Annotated in this window: 20 protein-coding genes; 5 read left to right on the plus strand and 15 right to left on the minus strand. The window is 61.3% G+C overall.

What is annotated here, in order from left to right:
* Nucleotides 1-59 precede the first annotated feature (59 nt).
* The gene (locus tag ACWGTO_RS06055) at nucleotides 60-659 is read left to right on the plus strand and encodes a DUF922 domain-containing protein (protein ID WP_454573941.1); all 600 of its coding nucleotides are present in this window, start codon (nucleotides 60-62) and stop codon (nucleotides 657-659) included.
* A 25-nt stretch (nucleotides 660-684) separates the two neighbouring features.
* Here the strand turns inward: ACWGTO_RS06055 and ACWGTO_RS06060 are convergent, their stop codons facing one another.
* From ACWGTO_RS06060 to ACWGTO_RS06080, 5 genes are all read right to left on the minus strand, one after another.
* Nucleotides 685-1698 carry an endonuclease/exonuclease/phosphatase family protein gene (locus ACWGTO_RS06060; protein ID WP_454573981.1) on the minus strand — a complete coding sequence of 338 codons (1014 nt, stop codon included), beginning with the start codon at nucleotides 1696-1698 and terminating at the stop codon, nucleotides 685-687.
* A 139-nt stretch (nucleotides 1699-1837) separates the two neighbouring features.
* Nucleotides 1838-3298 (minus strand): AMP nucleosidase, encoded by a 1461-nt coding sequence (locus ACWGTO_RS06065; protein WP_454573942.1) that lies wholly within the window; start codon nucleotides 3296-3298, stop codon nucleotides 1838-1840.
* A gap of 128 nt (nucleotides 3299-3426) precedes the next feature.
* Nucleotides 3427-3621, minus strand: coding sequence for a hypothetical protein (locus ACWGTO_RS06070; RefSeq protein ID WP_454573943.1), 195 nt, complete (start codon nucleotides 3619-3621; stop codon nucleotides 3427-3429).
* 39 nt (nucleotides 3622-3660) lie between these two features.
* Nucleotides 3661-3819, minus strand: coding sequence for a hypothetical protein (locus ACWGTO_RS06075; RefSeq protein ID WP_454573944.1), 159 nt, complete (start codon nucleotides 3817-3819; stop codon nucleotides 3661-3663).
* A gap of 221 nt (nucleotides 3820-4040) precedes the next feature.
* On the minus strand, nucleotides 4041-4382 hold the full coding sequence (locus tag ACWGTO_RS06080; protein WP_454573945.1) for a DUF2147 domain-containing protein: 342 nt from the start codon (nucleotides 4380-4382) through the stop codon (nucleotides 4041-4043).
* Between the two features lie 442 nt (nucleotides 4383-4824).
* Between ACWGTO_RS06080 and ACWGTO_RS06085 the strand changes: the two genes are divergently transcribed.
* The gene (locus ACWGTO_RS06085; RefSeq protein ID WP_454573946.1) at nucleotides 4825-5091 is read left to right on the plus strand and encodes a sel1 repeat family protein; all 267 of its coding nucleotides are present in this window, start codon (nucleotides 4825-4827) and stop codon (nucleotides 5089-5091) included.
* Between the two features lie 376 nt (nucleotides 5092-5467).
* A complete protein-coding gene (locus tag ACWGTO_RS06090) occupies nucleotides 5468-6589 on the plus strand; it encodes a branched-chain amino acid ABC transporter substrate-binding protein (protein ID WP_454573947.1) in 1122 nt (373 codons plus the stop codon).
* Between the two features lie 56 nt (nucleotides 6590-6645).
* Here the strand turns inward: ACWGTO_RS06090 and ACWGTO_RS06095 are convergent, their stop codons facing one another.
* The 8 genes from ACWGTO_RS06095 to ACWGTO_RS06130 all read right to left on the minus strand — a co-directional run bounded on the left by ACWGTO_RS06095 (nucleotide 6646) and on the right by ACWGTO_RS06130 (nucleotide 14436).
* Complete coding sequence (locus ACWGTO_RS06095; RefSeq protein ID WP_454573948.1) at nucleotides 6646-8607, minus strand: acetyl/propionyl/methylcrotonyl-CoA carboxylase subunit alpha; 1962 nt, start codon at nucleotides 8605-8607, stop codon at nucleotides 6646-6648.
* Between the two features lie 121 nt (nucleotides 8608-8728).
* The gene (locus ACWGTO_RS06100; protein ID WP_454573949.1) at nucleotides 8729-9103 is read right to left on the minus strand and encodes a hypothetical protein; all 375 of its coding nucleotides are present in this window, start codon (nucleotides 9101-9103) and stop codon (nucleotides 8729-8731) included.
* Between the two features lie 120 nt (nucleotides 9104-9223).
* Nucleotides 9224-9754 carry an O-acetyl-ADP-ribose deacetylase gene (locus tag ACWGTO_RS06105; protein ID WP_454573950.1) on the minus strand — a complete coding sequence of 177 codons (531 nt, stop codon included), beginning with the start codon at nucleotides 9752-9754 and terminating at the stop codon, nucleotides 9224-9226.
* Nucleotide 9755: 1 nt separating this feature from the next.
* The gene (locus tag ACWGTO_RS06110) at nucleotides 9756-11363 is read right to left on the minus strand and encodes a carboxyl transferase domain-containing protein (RefSeq protein ID WP_454573951.1); all 1608 of its coding nucleotides are present in this window, start codon (nucleotides 11361-11363) and stop codon (nucleotides 9756-9758) included.
* 8 nt (nucleotides 11364-11371) lie between these two features.
* Nucleotides 11372-12196: a DUF1444 family protein gene (locus ACWGTO_RS06115; RefSeq protein ID WP_454573952.1), complete on the minus strand. Its 825-nt coding sequence runs from the start codon at nucleotides 12194-12196 to the stop codon at nucleotides 11372-11374.
* A 107-nt stretch (nucleotides 12197-12303) separates the two neighbouring features.
* Nucleotides 12304-13467, minus strand: a complete 1164-nt coding sequence (locus tag ACWGTO_RS06120) for an isovaleryl-CoA dehydrogenase (RefSeq protein WP_454573953.1) — start codon at nucleotides 13465-13467, stop codon at nucleotides 12304-12306.
* Entirely contained in the window at nucleotides 13436-14077 is a 642-nt protein-coding gene (locus ACWGTO_RS06125) for a TetR/AcrR family transcriptional regulator (protein ID WP_454573954.1), read from the minus strand. Before ACWGTO_RS06125 ends, ACWGTO_RS06120 begins: the two co-directional genes overlap by 32 nt.
* A 74-nt stretch (nucleotides 14078-14151) precedes the next feature.
* Nucleotides 14152-14436 carry an acylphosphatase gene (locus ACWGTO_RS06130; RefSeq protein WP_454573955.1) on the minus strand — a complete coding sequence of 95 codons (285 nt, stop codon included), beginning with the start codon at nucleotides 14434-14436 and terminating at the stop codon, nucleotides 14152-14154.
* 193 nt (nucleotides 14437-14629) lie between these two features.
* Here ACWGTO_RS06130 and ACWGTO_RS06135 point away from each other — a divergent pair, with 193 nt between their 5' ends.
* Nucleotides 14630-15166: a MarR family winged helix-turn-helix transcriptional regulator gene (locus ACWGTO_RS06135; RefSeq protein WP_454573956.1), complete on the plus strand. Its 537-nt coding sequence runs from the start codon at nucleotides 14630-14632 to the stop codon at nucleotides 15164-15166.
* Nucleotides 15167-15236: 70 nt separating this feature from the next.
* Here ACWGTO_RS06135 and ACWGTO_RS06140 read toward each other — a convergent pair whose 3' ends face one another.
* Nucleotides 15237-16349: a pyridoxal phosphate-dependent aminotransferase gene (locus ACWGTO_RS06140; protein ID WP_454573982.1), complete on the minus strand. Its 1113-nt coding sequence runs from the start codon at nucleotides 16347-16349 to the stop codon at nucleotides 15237-15239.
* A gap of 125 nt (nucleotides 16350-16474) precedes the next feature.
* On the opposite strand from ACWGTO_RS06140, the gene ACWGTO_RS06145 reads away from it, so the two are divergent.
* Complete coding sequence (locus tag ACWGTO_RS06145; protein ID WP_454573957.1) at nucleotides 16475-18127, plus strand: sulfotransferase; 1653 nt, start codon at nucleotides 16475-16477, stop codon at nucleotides 18125-18127.
* Between the two features lie 249 nt (nucleotides 18128-18376).
* Here the strand turns inward: ACWGTO_RS06145 and ACWGTO_RS06150 are convergent.
* Nucleotides 18377-18759 (minus strand): porin (locus tag ACWGTO_RS06150; RefSeq protein ID WP_454573958.1); only part of this gene is annotated, 383 nt, incomplete at its 5' end.

Consider the following 18759-nt stretch of genomic DNA (forward strand, 5'->3'; position numbering starts at 1 on the left):
GATTGTTGAAACCGTCGTCTGCTTGTGGTCTCATTGCCGCGTCCATGGGGGATAGTGGCATGCGCATGTTGGTCTTGTTTTGCCTCGCCGTCATTGGCGCGGCCTGCGGCATCGTCGAGACGGCGTCTGCCGGCGTGAAAACCGTCGTCAAGACGCGAACCTACGATATCACCGGCGCCACAGGTTCTGGTCTGGTCATAGCCATGAACCGCAAGGGACCCAAGCGCGGTTTCATGACCCACGCCATTGCGCAGACGAGCTACACCGCGGACTGGAACCTGGATCTCGGCCAGGCCAACGGCGTCTGCCGCCTGCGCCAGGCCAACGGAACGCTCAACATCACCTACACCTATCCGCGCGTGGCCTCGCCCGTAACGCCGGCGCTGCACAAACGCTGGAACCGGTTTTTCACTGGCGTTCTCGCTCATGAAGGAACCCATGGCCGTATCGCCGGGCAGATGATGCAGGCCGCCGAGCGGTCGGTTCGCGGCCTAAAATTTGCCAACGATCCGCAATGCAACAAGACGCGCGCCGAAGCCCGGCGGCGCTTGGAAGCCACGTCCAAGGTCTATGAAACGAAACAGATCGCCTTCGACGCACGCGAGCACAGTGAAGGCGGCCATGTCGAGCGCATCATCGAGGCCCTGGTGGGCTTGTGAAACCTCAAGCCCGTAACGTGTTGATCTAGCCTCGTTTCCCGGGCTGGATCAGCGACACGGTCGCGGTGGCGTCCTCGTCGACGGGCTTGGTCTCGTCGCGCTTCAGCGAAAATTCCACCATCACCGGCAGATGGTCGGAGCCGGTGTCTTCCAGCCGGGTTGACGACAGGATCGTCACCCCGCCCTTCGAGAACACCTGGTCGATCGGCAGGCCCGCATAGCGGCGCAGGAAGTCGGGCAGCGTCCGGTGAATCCAGCTCGGCCCGGCCGACGGCATCACGGTCAGTCCGCCGAGCGAGGCGACGCGCCGCACCGCAGCGCTCCACGGCACGGCGTTGCAGTCGCCGGCCATGATCGCCGTCTCGCCCAGTGAGGTGAGCGTCTTCGTCAACTCGCCGATCTGCCAGTATTGTTCCTTTGGCCACGGCCAGCTCAGATGGATCGCCGCGACATCGACGCCGATGCCACCGAAGTCGACCGTGGCGGTCGCCATCGCGCCGCGCGGTTCGCAATACGGTTCGGTACCGACGGCAAACGGCCGCCTGGACAGGAGCGCCACGCCGAAAACGCCGTTGGGGTAAGCGCAAAGGATGCGATAGGGATAGGCAGCAGTGATATAGCCCAGTTCGGTTGCCCACATCGCCGACACTTCGTCGAGCGTGATCACGTCGGGGTTGGTCCGCCCGATCAGCGAAAGAACCTTCTTCGGTGTCGGATTGTTGAAGCGCAGGTTCATCTGCAGTAGCCGATAGACCACCTCGTTGCCGGGCTCGGCGTCGCCGGCGGCCTGCACCGGCCAAAGCCGCGGCAAGGTGCTCAACGTGCTGGCGAACGCAGCCACGGCCAAGAGCAGGCCCACACCCGCCTGCAGGCGAAACGGGGTGGCAAGCAGCGGCAGCGCGATCAGCACCATCAGCACGGCCAGATGGATGCGGAAATGGGCGAAGGAATCGAAGGCGGGATGCAGTGCGCCGAAGAACCCGACCACAAGCACGACCGAGAGGCCCAGCATTGCCAGGAACGCCATCGAAGCCATCATGTTTCGCACGCGTGCCATCAGACTAGGTTTTGCATTGCCCAGAGTGTCGGGCCAAGGGGTGTCAGGCCTGTTATCGGCGGAAATGCGGCCCAATCAAGATGACCAAATGCCTCGCAGCCAACATCTACTGGAAGGCCGTCTACTGGAACGCCGTCTCCGAAAAGCTTCTCAGTTTGCGCGAATGCAGCCTTTCCATCGGCATTTCCGCCAGCTTTTCCATCGCCTTGATGCCGATGGTCAGATGCTGCGCCACCTGCCGCTTGTAGAACTCGGTCGCCATGCCGGGCAGCTTCAGTTCGCCATGCAGCGGCTTGTCCGAGACGCAAAGCAGCGTGCCGTAGGGAACGCGGAAGCGGAAGCCATTGGCGGCAATGGTGGCCGATTCCATGTCGAGCGCGATGGCACGCGACTGCGACAGCCGCTGCACCGGTCCGCGCTGGTCGCGCAGTTCCCAGTTGCGGTTGTCGATGGTGGCGACAGTGCCGGTGCGCATGATGCGCTTGAGATCGTAGCCGGAAAGTCCGGTGACTTCGGCGACCGCCTCCTGCAGCGCCACCTGGATCTCGGCCAGCGGCGGGATCGGTACCCACACCGGCAGGTCGTCATCCAGAACATGGTCCTCCCTGACATACGCATGCGCCAGCACATAGTCGCCCAGCGCCTGCGTGTTGCGCAGGCCGGCGCAATGGCCGAGCATCAGCCAGGCATGTGGCCTGAGGACCGCGATGTGGTCGGTGATAGTCTTGGCGTTGGACGGGCCGACGCCGATATTGACCATGGTGATGCCGCCATGGTTCGGCTTCTTCAGATGATAGGCCGGCATCTGCGGCAGGCGCGGCGCCGCCACGCCTTCGCTGGGCGCGCTCTGCCCGGCCTTGGTGACGACATTGCCGGGCTCGACGAATTCGGTATAGCCGTGGCCGCCTTCCGCCATCTGGGTCCGGGCGCGGGCGACGAACTCATCGATGTAGAACTGGTAGTTGGTGAACAGCACGAAGTTCTGGAAATGCTGCGGGCTGGTCGCCGTGTAATGCGTCATGCGGTGCAGCGAATAGTCGATGCGTTGCGCCGTGAACGGCGCCAGCGGCCTCGGTTCGCCGAACGCCACTTCGAATGTGCCATTGGCGATCTGGTCGTCGGTGCCGTCGAGATCCGGAACGTCGAACAGGTCGCGGATCGGCCGCTTGATGCGCTCGGCGGCGGTGCCATCGACATGTGTGCCTTCCAGGAAGGCGAAATGCAGCGGGATCGGCGTGGTTGATTCCGAAACCGTAACCGGCACGCCGTGATTGCGCATGATGAGCCGAAGCTGCTCAACGAGATAGGTTTCGAACAGCGCCGGCTGGGTGATGGTGGTCGAGAAATGCCCCGGCGTCGGCATGTGGCCGTATGCCTGGCGCGAGTCGATCTGGGTGAATGAATTGGTGGTGACGCCGATCTCCGGGTAGAAGGCGCGGTAGCGCTTGCTTTCGTCGCCGCCGGCGGCAAGTGCCGCAAAGGAGTCACGCAGGAATTTGGTGTTGCGGTCGTAGAGCGCCTGCAAGGCGGCCACGGCCTTTCTGGCGTCGTCGAAGCTCTTCTTGCCGAAAGGCTCCGGCATGACGACCGATTCGATAGCTTGCGGGTAGATTCGCTTTTCCATGGCTTAATATAGAGACTTGAGGCCGCACTTGGGAGGGGGAGGGTGGCCACTAAGCCGGCCAAGGCGACGATTTATTCTGGCACACCTTACCCGCGCTGCAGGCTGACCAGCAGAACAAAGCCAACGCCATGCTTCTTCGTCGCCGGCGCGTCGATCGTCGTGTCGGCGTCGGCCCGCATCATCGGCATGGCCAGAACCGGCGCCGACAGCACGATCAGGACGAGCGCCGCCCGCGGCAGAAGCCTAAGGGTCTTGAGGGCGTTGATGGTTGTGCGGTTCATGGCTTTGGCTTTTCTGTTTGGATCTACGTCTTTGTCGTCTCAGGGGCGAAAATGGTTCACGCAATTGAACTGGCATGCGTTGGAACTTGCTGCATCCCAGGAGCGCGCCGGACGGCCGGCTTCGGCCACGAGAATGGCGAAGAACATGCCGAACAGGCTCATCAACAGGCAGACGATGGTGAAGCGGCGAGCGAGCATTTGGGTGGTGTCTCCTTGAACACGCCATCAAAATGCCCTGATGCGACTGAACCGGCTCTGATGCCGGCGTTCATCTGCGGTTCAAAGTGATTGACGATGTTTTAGGGAGAGCGTTGGCCCGATTACAGGCCGCGAGGTGCGCCTATGCGGTAGGCCCGTGGGCACCTGGAAAAGGAAACGGGGCCAGCAGGCCCCGTTATCGTCGCGTCAAAACTGCAAGCTCAGAGCTTCTGCCAGGTCTGGCTCTTGCAGATCAGCCCGCCGAGCACGCAACCGCTCATCTTCAGCGAGGTACCCGACAGTGTGGCCTTGCCGGAATAGGTCTTGTCGTTTGCCGGATCTGTGATGTTGCCGGCATATTTGTTGTTCCCGGTCGCCTTGAGCGAACCGATGGTCTTGCCGGCATATTTGCCGGTCTTCAGGGTGATGGAGAATGAACCGCTGCCGCCAATGAGTGCGGTGTCGCCGGCTTGCGTCTTCCAATTGCCTTCAATCGGATCGGCCCAGGCCGCGCCCGCCATCATCAATGTGGCCGCCAGGGCCAAGTTCACTTTGCGAAACATATCTATCCTCCCTGTGGTTTAGGTGGGGCGCCCGCCTCCCTGCCCCTTACGCAAACGTAAGCTAATCCAGCTCCCGGCAAAACAAAAGCGGGTGCCGTGAGGGAAGGTTTTGCAATTTTCATGAGGTCGACAAAACGCTCGGCGACCAGGAAATGAAACGATCGACGCGCCGGCTTTGCTTCCTGTGGTTAGCGGAGTGTTGACCGACGCCCGGCAAATTTTCGTCAAATCCGGTACGAAACAGCGCGATTGCTGGCTTTGTATCCTTAACGAATTTCCGCGTTTACCTCTTGTTTTAGCTTTGTTTTCTCCAAATTAAGCACGCCATTTAACGACGGATTCAAGGCTCGGCTTCATTCTCGGAAGCATCGAAAGAGCGGCTCCCCAGGGGACACCGGGGGACAGAAAAGGCCCGCTCTCGGGAGCCAGACAGGGGACTAAAATGGCACGTTTTGAAATGCTTGAAGCCGGCTTCGGCGCCATGGGGGCAACTGCCCAGGCCGACATTCTCTTCGAACTGGGCATGATGTATGCGACCGGCCGCGATTGCGAGACCGATGTCGTTGCCGCCCACAAATGGTTCAACATCGCCGCCATCAAGGGCTCGGTCCGCGCCGCCGAACTGCGCTCGGAACTGTCGGCTGCAATGTCCAAGGTCGAGATCGCCAGGGCGCTGCGTGAAGCCCGCGAATGGATGACCATCCACTGAGATCGCAGGCAGATTATCTAAAACAGGGAAGCCCCGGGCTCGAAACCGCAAAAGACGGCTGGAATCGGTGAAGTAACAGGGCCGCGACAAGACGGTCGACAACGAAGAACAAGGACGCGGCAGGTCGACAAGGTCCAGCCGTGCACAATGGGGACGACGAGCAGGTTTTCGTGGCGCGGGGGCGCATGGGGACTGCTCCAAGAGCAAAAAAGCCACGACCGGCCGGAACAAGGCTGGCGTGGCTTTTTGCGTTGAAGAGGCCCAATCGAGTGGCGCCGATGCGCCTAGACAGGCCCAGTGAAGGATGAAATTGTCCCGCCTTCTGAAAGAAGCGCGGCCAGAGCGGCTGCGCGAGTGTGGGAGGAGTTCTATCACCATGAAAAAAATGGGTATTTTGAGCGCGGCCGTATTTGGCCTGATGATGAGCGCGCCGGTTGCCTTTGCCGATGACATCACCATTTCGGTGGTCGGCCCGATGACCGGACAGCTCGCCACGATCGGCGATCAGTTCAAGCAGGGCGCAACGGCAGCCGCCGACGCGATCAACGCCGCCGGCGGTGTCAACGGTTCGATGATCAAGCTCGACATCGAGGACGACCAGTGCGATCCCAAGCAGGCGGTTTCGGTGGCCAACCGGATCGTTGCCAACAGCGTCAAGTTTATTGACGGCCATGCCTGTTCAGGCTCGAGCATCCCGGCGTCCGCCGTCTACGCCGAGGCCGGGGCGCTGATGATGAGCCCAGCCTCATCAAATCCCGAACTGACTGACGCCGCCGCCAAGGCCGGCTGGCCGACGATCATGCGTCTCTACACGCGTGACGACGCGCAAGGCGCCTTCATCGGCCCTTGGATCGCCAAGAAATATGCCGGCAAGAACATCGTCATCCTGCATGACAAGAGCGCCTACGGTCAGGGCGTGGCCGATGCCGTGAAGGCGACGATGAATGCCGGCGGCCTCAAGGAAGTCGACTATGAAGGCATCAATGCCGGCGAAAAGGACTATTCGGCACTCGTCACCAAGCTGAAGGACCTCAAGGCCGACGTCGTCTATTTCGGTGGCTATCACCCGGAAGCCGGGCTGATCCTGCGTCAGTCGGCCGAGCAGAGCGTCAAGTTCCAGTTGATCATGCCGGATTCGATCGCCTCGCCGGAATTCTGGCAGGTCGCCGGCCCAGCCGGTGAAGGCACCATGTTCGTCTTCCCGTCCGACCCGCAGGCCAAGCCCGAAGCCAAGGAGGCCATCGCCAAGATCAAGGCGGGCGGCTTCGTGCCGGAAGGCTTCACGCTGTTCTCCTACGCCGTCGTTCAGGCCTTTGCGGAGGGCATCAAGCGCGCCGGAACCGACGATCCGGTCAAGGTTGCCGAAGCGCTGAAGAACGGCACGCCGTTCAGCACCGTGGTCGGCGAGGTCACCTTCGACGAGAAGGGCGATCTGAAGAACGCCAGCTACGACATCAACCAGTGGCATGACGGCAAATACGCGCCGATCGCGCAGTAATCGTCCGCGTGCTCATGAAATGGCCGGGCTTGTCCCGGCCATTTTCAGTTTAAGGGCTATGCGGCCTCTTCAACGAAGCGCACCAGCACGGTTCCGTCGGTGACCTGCGAGCCCTCACTCGCAATCTCGGCAATGACGCCGTCGTGGCTGGCTGCGATCGTGTGTTCCATCTTCATCGCTTCCAGGATCAGCAGCGGCTGGCCCTTGGTCACGGCTTCGCCTTTTGCCGCGCGCACCAGCTTGACCAGGCCGGGCATCGGCGCGCGCAGGCTGCCGGAAGCGGCGGCGGCCTCGTCGGTTCGGGCCAGCGGATCCGGGACGAGGAAACTGTAGCCGACCGCGCCTTCGAACACGGTGACGTGGCCTGGCCAGCGGGCAAGGCGAGGGGCAGCGCGAAGATCGTGCGAGTTGACGCTGTCATAGGGCGCATCAAGCGCCACCTCGAAGCGGCCGTCCGGCCGCACTGAAACACGTGCCAGAATATCGTCCTCGCCATGGCGCAGCCGCGTGCGCCGCGCGATAGTGTGGAAATGCGCATAGCCGGCCTGCGACGACCATGGATCGTGCGATGGCGGCAACGCACCGGCGCCGGCCGCGGCAAGGGCGGCCGCGGCAACGATCTCGCTGCTCGGCGGGGCGACCGCGGTCAGCGCTTCCTGATGCCTGCCGATCAGGCCGGTATCGACGTCGCCGGCCGAAAAATCGGTGTCCACGGCAAGTGCCGCGAGAAAGGCGGTGTTGACGGTCGAGCCGGCGATCTCGGTCTGCGACAAGGCTGTGCCGAGTGCGTCGAGCGCGGCTTGCCTGTCCTTGGCGTGGACCACCAGCTTGGCGATCATCGGATCGTAAAAGGGCGAGATCGCATCGCCGGCCCGCACGCCGGTCTCGATGCGTATCGTGGCGCCTTCGGGAGCGTTGTCGGGAAATATGAGGTGATGCAGCGTGCCCGTCGCCGGCAAAAACCCTTTTGCCGCGTCCTCTGCATAGATGCGCGCCTCGAAGGCGTGACCCGAAAGTGCGATCTCGCTCTGCGTCTTGGGCAGCTTTTCGCCGCTAGCCACCCGCAGCTGCCACTCGACCAGGTCGGTGCCGGTGACCATTTCGGTGACGGGATGTTCGACCTGCAGGCGGGTGTTCATTTCCATGAACCAGAAGCGGTCGGCCTTCAGCCCTTGCGAGGCATCGACGATGAACTCGATGGTGCCGGCGCCGGAATAGCCGATCGCCTTCGCGGCCTTGACCGCCGCTTCCGTCATCGCCTTGCGCAAGGCTGGCGTCATGCCGGGCGCCGGCGCTTCCTCGATTACTTTCTGGTGGCGGCGCTGCGCCGAGCAGTCGCGCTCGAAGAGATGCACCGCGTTGCCAAAATTGTCGCCGAACACCTGGACCTCGATGTGGCGCGGCTTGTCGACATATTTCTCGACCAGCACGCGATCGTCGCCAAACGCTGCCTTGGCCTCGCGCCGCGCACCCGACAGCGCCTCGGAAAAATCGTCGGGATGCTCGACGCGGCGCATGCCTTTGCCGCCGCCGCCGGCGCGCGCCTTGATCAGCACGGGATAGCCGATCCCGCGCGCCTTGGATGCCAGCAGCACGATCTCCTGCGCCTCGCCATGATAGCCCGGTACCACCGCCACGCCGGCCTTTTCCATCAGCCGCTTGGCCGCGTCCTTCAGGCCCATGGCGCGGATCGAGGCGGCCGATGGGCCGATGAAGGTGAGCCCTGCCGCCACCACCTGGTCGACGAAGTCGGGGTTTTCCGAGAGGAAGCCGTAGCCGGGATGGATCGCTTCGGCGCCTGTTGCCAGCGCGGCAGCGACAATCTTGTCGCCGCGCAGATAGCTTTCGCCGACGGGCGAAGCGCCGATATGCACCGCCTCGTCGGCCTTTTCGACATGCAGGGCCTTGGCATCGGCGTCGGAATAGACGGCGACGGTGCGCACACCGAGCCTGCGTGCGGTGCGGATCACCCGGCAGGCGATCTCGCCGCGATTGGCGATCAGGATCTTGGCGAACATGGAGCCTCCAGAGTTTGCCTTGAGCGGTTGCGCCACTTTGCGCGCCGCTTCGCGCAAGCCCCCACCACACCCTGCGTTGGCATCAAGGCATTGTCAAAAAGCTTTGGGAAATGGCTTTTGCCTACTTTGACGCCGCGATTTCGCAAGCGCCCCCGGTAGTGACTTTCCATTTGCGGCGGCCGGCCTGGCAGGATTTCAAAGCCGCGTCTTCGGCAGCTTTTTGCGACGGCGCGTTCACGCGCGAACCGCAGATCATATACAGCAACGTTACCCGCATATACGGCGTGGTCGCATAGGCCGAATGGCCGCCGGACGCCACATAGGCATTGTAGGCCTTGGTGCACGGGTCTTTCGGGTTTTTCGGCAATTCCGGCCAGAAGCGGACGTCGCCCTTGTTCCCCGCCAGCGACTCTGCTGCGCCAACGCCAGGCGTCACAAATATTAGGAGCCCTGCAAGTATCGAGATCACCGACTTGCGACAATATTTCAGATACATGGTTACCCACCCCAAAACGCTCAATGCAGGATGAGCAATATCGAATATTTTGCACGCCCGCCAGTTTGCTGATGGAAATTCGCATTTGCGGGTGGGAAGAAATCTGTTGGGCGATCAAGTTCAGCGTTCCCCAACGCCAGCAACGGCCTGCCGGTGTAGTTCGGCGGTCTGGTCGTCGAAGCAGCAGAAAACAACCATCTCTGGAAGGGCGTTCTGCTGCAGGAAGTCGCTCGCTGTGCCGACGGCAATGTCTGCCGCCTCATCCTTCGGATAACGATAGATCCCGGTCGAGATCGCCGGAAACGCCACCGTCTTGCAATCCTTGGCTGCGGCAATTTCAAGCGAGCGGCGATAGCAGGAAGCGAGCAGTCCCGCTTCGCCTTTGCCGCCACCCTGCCAGACAGGTCCGACCGTGTGGATGATGTAGCGCGCCGGCAGTCTGTAAGCCTTGGTGAGCTTTGCATCGCCGACCTTGCAGCCATGCAGCATCCGGCATTCGAATTCGAGCTCCGGGCCGGCCGCGCGGTGAATGGCGCCGTCGACGCCGCCGCCGCCCAGCAGCGAGGAATTGGCGGCATTGACGATGGCGTCGACAGCCAGTTTCGTGATGTCGCCGGTGTGGACGCTTATCCGTTCGCCGAACTTGCTCATCCTACATCCTGAAAACGCCGAACTTCGTTTCTTCGATGTTGGCGTTGAGCGCGGCCGACAGGCTGAGCGCCAGCACCTCACGCGTTTTCGCCGGGTCGATGATGCCGTCGTCCCACAGCCGTGCCGAGGAGTAGAGCGGATGGCCCTCATGCTCGTATTTCATCAGGATCGGCTTCTTGAATTTCGCTTCCTCGTCCGCGCTCCACTCACCGCCCTTGCGCTCGATGCCCTCGCGCTTGACCACCGCCAGCACGGTCGCTGCCTGTTCGCCGCCCATCACCGAAATGCGCGCGTTCGGCCACATCCACAGGAAGCGTGGCGAATAGGCGCGCCCGCACATGCCGTAATTGCCGGCGCCGAACGAGCCGCCGATGATCATGGTCACCTTCGGCACGCGCGCGGTGGCCACCGCCATCACCAGCTTGGCGCCGTCCTTGGCGATGCCGCCCGCCTCATACTTTCGCCCGACCATGAAGCCGGTGATGTTCTGCAGGAAGATCAGCGGAATCTTGCGCTGGCAGCACAGCTCGATGAAATGCGCGCCCTTCAGCGCGCTTTCGGAAAACAGCACGCCATTGTTGGCAATGATGCCGACCGGCATGCCCTGGAGATGGGCAAAGCCGGTGATCAGCGTGGTGCCGTAATTCTGCTTGAACTCGTCGAACTCGGAGCCGTCGACGACGCGCGCGATCACCTCGCGTACATCATAAGGCTGGCGCAGATCCGTCGGCACGATACCGTAGAGTTCATGTGGATCGTGAAGCGGCGGCGCGGGTTGTCGTAAGGCCAGACTTACGGTCTTGCGCCGGTTTAGGTTTTTGACGATGCGCCTGCAGATGGCCAGCGCATGTTCGTCGTCCAGCGCATAGTGGTCGGCGACCCCCGACAGCCTGGTGTGCACGTCGGCGCCGCCGAGTTCCTCGGCGCTGACGTCTTCGCCGGTGGCGGCTTTCACCAGCGGCGGGCCGCCGAGAAAAATGGTCGCCTGGTTGCGCACCATGATCGTCTCGTCCGACATTGCCGGCACATAGGCGCCGCCTGCCGTGCACGAGCCCATGACGCAGGCGATCTGGGGGATGCCGGCGGCCGACATGTTCGCCTGGTTGTAGAAGATGCGGCCGAAATGCTCGCGGTCGGGAAACACCTCGTCCTGGTTGGGCAGGTTGGCGCCGCCGCTGTCGACGAGATAGACGCAAGGCAGGTTGTTCTGCAGCGCGATCTCCTGCGCCCGCAAATGCTTCTTCACCGTCAGCGGATAATAGGTGCCGCCCTTCACTGTGGCGTCGTTGACCACGACCATCACCTCGGTGCCTTCGACACGGCCGACGCCGGCGATCATGCCGGCCGAGGAGATGTCCTCACCATACATCGACCATGCCGCGAACTGTCCGATCTCGAGGAAGGGCGAGCCGGTGTCGAGCAATTGCGCCAGCCGCTCGCGTGGCAACAGCTTGCCGCGCGAAACATGACGTTCGCGCGCTTCATCCGAGCCGCCGCGCTCGACGCTTGCCGCCTTGTCGGCAATGTCGGCAACCAGCGCCCGCATGCGCTCGGCATTGGCGCGGAAGGCTTCGGAAGAGGGCGAGATCTGGGTCTGGAGTACGGCCATATTCAAGTTTATACCTGCGCCAAGAGTTTGCCGTTGCGGCGTTCGAAAATTTTGTCGGACAGCAGATTGAAGCCATCCTTAAACGTGACGTCGATCATCTGTCTGGCCGCGCTTTGGGCCTGCGGATTGCTCGCATCGAAGACAAACAACTGATCCCGGCGCGGCAGCGCAAACAAAACATCGCCGGGAAATTCTGATTTGATCGACAGCCAGAACTCGTCGAGAAGAACAAGGCTTGAGGAGAGCATCGTATTGCCGTCGACGTAATACAGGTAACCTATGCCGAGCTGGCCGTCGGAGACGATTTTCGGCAGCCATTTCTTCACATTGTCTAGGGCGACACCGCGCAAATCCGAAAGCGTCCGGTCCGGGAAGTCCTTCGGAGCAACAGGCGAGAGTGAATCGGGAAGGTCGACCATGTATACGATCGCAATTTCACCAACCAGCGGTTCATACAATAAATCCAAACCCATCGATTTGAGGTGCTGGACATATTGCTGGGTGCGGATCACCGCGATCAGATTTTCTTCACTCGCCTTGGGTCGTGTTTCGGTAAGGCCTCGGACAAGTCTGTGTACAGCCGCATCGGCGTCTTCGTCGGGGTATGAGTTCAAGTGCCCGAACACGTTTGTGACGTCGGCTGTCACTTCTACGCTATCGATTTTTGCATTGATCTTTGCGGGATCCGATGGGTCTGCGACAGCGCTATCGACACCCGGCTGCCGTTTGAGTTCGGCAATTACGAACTCTCTGAACTCCGCCATATCAGAGAAGCGCCGCTTCTGAGCCTTGGCGCGCCCGAGAAAGCCCGCAATTGTGGAAAACAAAGCCATCGCAAATATCCCCCGCCTTGTGACTGGATGCGCCGATGACGGAACCATCTATCGCCCCTGCTTGTCTCTCAATACTTGCAAACTAAAGCCTCCCATCGTGGCAGGCATCACACCCCCTCCGCCATGATCTCGCGGCCGATCAGCCAGCGGCGGATTTCGCTGGTGCCGGCGCCGATCTCATAGAGCTTGGCGTCGCGCAACAGCCGGCCGGTCGGGTACTCGTTGGTATAGCCGTTGCCGCCAAGCAGCTGGATGGCATCGAGCGCCATCAGCGTCGCCTTCTCCGCCGCAAACAGCACGCAGCCGGCGGCGTCCTTGCGCGTCGTCTGGCCGCGATCGCAGGCAGCCGCCACCGCATAGACATAGGCGCGGGCGGCGTTCATCGTCGTGTACATGTCGGCCAGTTTGCCTTGCACCAGCTGGAACTCGCCGATCGGCTGGCCGAACTGCTTGCGTTCATGCACATAGGGGATCGCCACGTCGAGGCACGCCGCCATCAGCCCGATCGGGCCGCCGGCAAGCACCGTGCGCTCATAGTCGAGACCGGACATCAGCACTTCGACGCCGCGCCCTTCCTCGTGCAGCACGTTGTCGAACGGCACCTCGACATTCTCGAACACCAGTTCACCGGTGTTGGAGCCGCGCATGCCGAGCTTGTCGAGCTTTTGCGCCACGGAAAAGCCGGCCATCGCCTTCTCGACGATGAAGGCGGTGATGCCGCGTGAATGGCGCTCGGGGTCGGTCTTGGCGTAGACCACCAGCGTCTCGGCATCCGGCCCGTTGGTGATCCACATTTTGGAGCCGTTGAGCACATAGCGGTCGTTGCGCTTTTCGGCGCGTAGTTTGAGCGAGACGACGTCGGAACCGGCGCCCGATTCCGACATGGCCAGCGCGCCAACCCTTTCGCCCGAGCACAATGCCGGCAGATATTTCTCCTTCTGCGCCGATGTCGCCCAGCGGTTGATCTGGTTGACGCAGAGGTTCGAATGGGCGCCGTAGGAAAGACCGACCGAGGCCGAGGCACGGGAAATCTCTTCCACTGCGATCACATGGGCGAGGTAGCCCATGCCGCTGCCGCCGAAATCGGGATCGGCGGTGATGCCGAGCAGGCCGAGCGCGCCAAGTTCTTTCCATAGATGCATCGGGAATTGATTGCTGCGGTCGATCTCGGCGGCGATCGGCGCTATTTTCTCCTGGGCAAAGCGGCGTACCAGATCGCGCAGCGCCTCGATGTCTTCGTCATGCCCGAAGCTGAGCGTGTTCGTATACATGCCGTTCCTCCCCGGTTGTTGTCGCGCCAACCAGACGCATTGTCATCGAAAGATATGTCGCTGTGACTTCAGCCATCGACAGCCGCTCGCCCGGCCGGAACCAGACGATGACGCCGGTCATCATCTGGATCAGTGCCATGGCGGTGAGCCCGGTGTCCTCGATGCTGAACGCGCCTGCCTCCGCACCGTCGCGCAGGATGGCCCGCAGTTCCTTCTCATAGGCGGTGCGCATGCGCAGGATCTGTGTCAGCCGGTCATGCGAAAGGCTGCGCAATTCCATGTTCGAGACATGCGTGGAGTGGCGGCGCTCTATGTGAAAGGCGAAGTGGTTCTCGACATAGGCGGCAAGCCGCGTCACGGGATCGGCGGCATCGGGGCGTGAGGCGTCCCAAGCTTTGATCAGCCCTTCCATGTGCTCGCGCATCAGCGTGAACAACAGGTCTTCCTTGGTCGGAAAATAGCGGTAGAGCGCGGCTGCCTGGACGCCGACTTCGGAGGCGAGCTGGCGCATCGACATCGCTTCATAGCCGAAGCGCGCGATCAGGCTGACCGCCGCCTCGCGGACGGCAGCTTCGGTCCTCTCACCGTCGGATCCGGTGGTGCGCGCCATGATCGCTTCCCTACATCATGCGATAATAAAACGAACGTTCAATTAATTCAAGGGGGCAATCGGAATCGTGTCGTCTATACGATGATCCGAAAGTCGGTCGGCGCGTCGCGGAGTTCGAACTCCTCGGTCTCGACCTTTGAAACCGAAGCTCCCATTGGCCCTTGCCGCAGCCGTTCGATCATTGTCGAAACGGCTGCATCGGCACCGGCAATCCAGGCCGTCACCGTTCCGTCCCGTTCGTTGCGCACCCAGCCTGTCAGGCCAAGCTCCATCGCTTCGCGTCGCGCCCACACCCGGTAGCCGACGCCTTGCACCTTGCCGTGGACGCGCGCCTTCACCGCCCTTTGCCGATCATCCATCGTCGTCTCCCATGCACAGAGTCTGGCGCAGAATCGGACGAAAGCAACAGGCTTCAGTCGTTGGATTGCAGATGGATCGGACAGAAGCCAAGATCCGCCTTTGAGGTGAATGGCGCCATCCAGCAAATAGTTGACTAAATCAACTAATACGATGAAGATCGGACACTGCGAAAATGTCCGAGAGGTGCCTGAAATGCCGGCCGATCGAAATGCGTTGATTGCCGAGATCCGCGGCTTCAACAGGTTCTACACTTGCCTGGTCGGGCTGCTCGACGAGACGCTGACGCAGAGTGCGTACACTTTGGTCGAAGCCAGGCTGCTGTTCGAACTCGGCCGCCGGTCCACTGACGTTTCTGCTGGCCTTGGCGGCGAAGCGGGTTTTCTGGCGAAGGCATTCCATCTCGATCTTGCGCCTGTTGCATCGGCCCTTGCCGGCGAACTCCAACTCCCGCCGGCCCATCTCATGCGGATCCTGAGGAAATTCATGGCCGCCGGCCTGATCGAACTGCCTGCCAACCCGGACGATCGGCGTCGGCGGATTCTATCGCTGACCGCCCGGGGCAATGCCGCGCTGGCCACACTTCAGGCGGCGGCGAATCGCGACCTCGCCTGTCTGACCGCCGGCCTCACCGATGATGAAGCGGCCGAGCTTTCGGAGGCGCTGAAGCGGGTCAAGCGGCTGCTCGGTGGGGGTGCCAAGGATTCGGAGGCTCTGTCGGCTGCAAGGTGATGCCGGCCTGCCGGCTGGTTCCCTCGCAGCGTCGTGCCGTCGCCACATGGCGATAATTGCAGCGGCCGGTCTAGTTCCCGCGCGCCGCGGCGAGCGCGCCAGGCAGTTCCTCGGCAAAGATGTCGAGCTCATGGTCGAGGCCGACACTCACCCGGATGCAACGATCGAGGCCTGGCGCCATCGGCTTGCGGATGAACACGTCGCGTGACAACAGGTTTTGCAGCACTTTCAGCGCGAAGGTGCCGTCACGGCCACAATCGATAGTGACGAAATTGGTTGCCGATGGCAGCGGCTTCAGCCCGTTCGCCTCGGCAATCCCGGCGATTCGTGTGCGGCCGGCAGCGACCCGCGCCACCACGCTGCGCAGCCAGTCCTGGTCGGCAAGCGCTTCGACGCCGGCGATCTGCGCCATACGGCTGACGCCGTAATGGTTGCGGATCTTCTCGAAATCGCGGATCACCTCAGCTTCCGCCACCGCGTAACCGCAGCGTATACCGGCCAGCCCATAGGCCTTGGAGAAGGTGCGCATGCGGATGACGTTCGGCCGCGCGACATCGATTGGCGGCAGCGCCGAGGGCGGCCCCAATTCGCCATAGGCCTCGTCGAGCACCAGCATGGTGGTTTCCGGCAAGGCTTCGATGAAGCTGATAATCTCGCTTGCTTCCCACCAGCTGCCCATCGGATTGTCGGGATTGGAGAGATAGACCAGCGGCGCTTTTTCCCTGGCGACCGCAGCCAGAAGGCCGTCCAGGCTTTCCTTGTCGTTCTCGTAAGGCACCGTGACCAGCCGGCCACCGACGCCGGCAATGTGGAAGTTGAAGGTCGGATAGGCGCCGAGCGAGGTGACCACCGCATCGCCGGGCGCCGCATACATGCGCGCGACCAGGCTGAGCAGACCGTCTATGCCTTCGCCGACCACGACGTTCTCGGCGCCGACGCCGAGATGGCGGGCCGCGGCCTGCTTCAGATCGTAATTGTCGGGATCGCAATACATCCACTGGTCACGCGCGACGCTCTCCATACGCGCAATGACGCGTGGCGATGGCCCGAAACTGCTCTCATTGGCGCCGATGCGGGCGCGAAACGGGCGGCCGCGCTCGCGCTCCTGCGCCTCCGGGCCGACAAACGGCACCGTGGAGGGAAGCGCGCCGACAAGCGGCGTGAGGGCAGGGCGCAGGCGCAGGCGCATGGCAAAAGCTCACGAGAAGAGGGGCTTCTTGCTAGCCTGAGTGTTGGAGCGGCGCAAGTTCTGGGCAGGTGAGAACTGTCACGCTGGATTCCTGCGGCTCTTTTTGCTAGCGAGACACGATGAGCACCCGACTGCCGCCTGCTTGGTCAAAGCATTTGAAGGGCCTGTCCGGTCCGAAAGCCTCACCGGTTGTGAAAGCCAAACCCCTGCCGCGATCGCAGGCTGACGACCTTTTGCTGAAACAGGCGCTGGAGTTTCAGCAGGCGAAGCGGTTGCCCGAGGCGGAGGAATTGTGCCACCGCGTTCTGGCACGCACGCCCAACAATGCCCTTGCCCTATACATACTCGGCACGCTTGGGATTGGTTTCGATAATGAACTGTCCATCAAGTACTTCGAACGCGCGGTCAGCCAAGATCCACAAAATCCTTATTTCCACTTAAGCCTGGGCGACACGTATCTAAAGGTTGAAGAATATGCGCGTGCAATCATGCACTTGCGGCGTGCATCCGAACTGAAGCCGGATTTGGTAGAAGCGTTTTGCTCGCTCGGGCTCGCTCACCTGGAGTTTGGACAGGCTGATAGCGCTCTCTCTGCTTACGAGAGAGCGCTTGAAATCAATCGCGATCATCCACTCGTGCGAACGAGCCTTGCCAGCGCCTTGATCAGCGTCGGTCGTATGGATGAAGCCGCCGCCCATCTCAAGGAATCGATCGAGCACCGGCTTGATTTGGCGACTGCATACAGCGCCTACATTTTCAGCCGCAAATTCACGGAAGAGCCGCCTGAATTCGCGTCGATGGTGCGCGAACTCTCCAATCCGAATCTCGACCCTGCGTCCTCGCAACAACTACATCGTGCCGCAGGCAAAGTCCTGAACGACCTTCGACGCTATGAAGATGCTATGGATCACTTCCACAAGGCGAAAGAGAACACCGGTTACTATGACCTCGCGTCCTATCGCGGTAAGATCGATTCCCTGATACGCACATTCAGCCCTGAGAATGCGGCTCCTCGAGTGGGCTACGGCGATCCCTCCGAGATACCTGTGTTCGTGCTGGGGATGCCCCGCTCAGGGACAACACTGACCGAACAGATTTGTTCGAGTCACCCGGATGTGCACGGCGTCGGGGAAATTGGGAAGCTGCGGCGGATCGCCCTTTCATTGGGATTCACCCCAAAATCGGCGGAGGCCTTTAACCGCTCGGTCAGATCGATGACGGCCCCACATTCGAGGGCGCTAGCTGAGGATTATCTGTCCTACGTGCGTCAAATGGCTCCAAACGCGCTGCGCATCATAGACAAAAGAACTCACAATTTTGAGCTTATCGGCTTTATCGCTACAATTTTTCCAAACGCCCGTATTATTCATTGCAGACGCGATGCAATCGATACCTGCCTGTCTTGCTTTACTTCAAACATCAATCAGGGTCACACATACATAACTGACCTCACGACGCTTGGTTTGTATTACCGTGAGTATGATCGCCTAATGCGTCACTGGAAGGCAGTTTTCCCAGGGCGAATTTTTGAAAATCGTTACGAAGACATGATTTCGGATCAGGAAGGGCAGTCGCGCCGGCTGATCGATTACCTTGGCTTGGAGTGGAACGACACCTGTCTTCGTTTTTTCGACAAGGACAGCTCCGTCAGAACTGCCAGCAGCTGGCAGGTTCGCCAGCCGGTCTACAAATCGTCCGTCAAGCGCTGGAGAGACTACGGAAGCAAGATCCAACCACTGATCGCTGCCTTGGGCGACCTCGCAGAGGTTTGATCAAAATAGCGGTGCATGCGATGCGGGTCGGACCTGCAATCAAGGTTAGGCAGCAGAATCGCTGCGCCTTGCTCCCGTCGGAATGACATCCGTAGCGCACGCCTGATAGCCGGTCGGGTTGATCGTGGCCAGCTCCACACCGGCGACAACAATCATGGATTTGGCGGGTTCCTCGATTTGCACAGCCTCCACAAATGCAAAAACCCGGCGGTTGCCCGCCGGGTTCGATTTTAAGCCAGGCAGAGCCTGTTAGAACGAACGCTGGAAGCGCAGGAGACCGCCGATGCTGCTCTTCTTGTCGGCGTTGGTGAAGTTGGAGAAGTCGGCGTCGTCGAACTTGCCTGCATTGAGGTAATCGACTTCGGCCGTGACCGTGAAGCCTGGAACCACATCGTAGGCGATGTTCGCGGCGATGCCGAGGTTCTTCCATTCGTCATACGAGACCTGAGCGTTGAATGAGGTCTTCTCGTTGATGGTGTAGGTGCCACCACCCCAGACCGCCCAGTTGCCACCCCACTGCTTGTAGAAGCCGCGGCCACCGGCGTCGATCGCGTAATTCGGATCCGTCAGGTTGTCGTCGGTGCCGTAGCCGCCCATGATGAAGAGCGACAGGTTCTGCATCGGGGTGATGT

Source organism: Mesorhizobium sp. PL10, assembly GCF_053714315.1.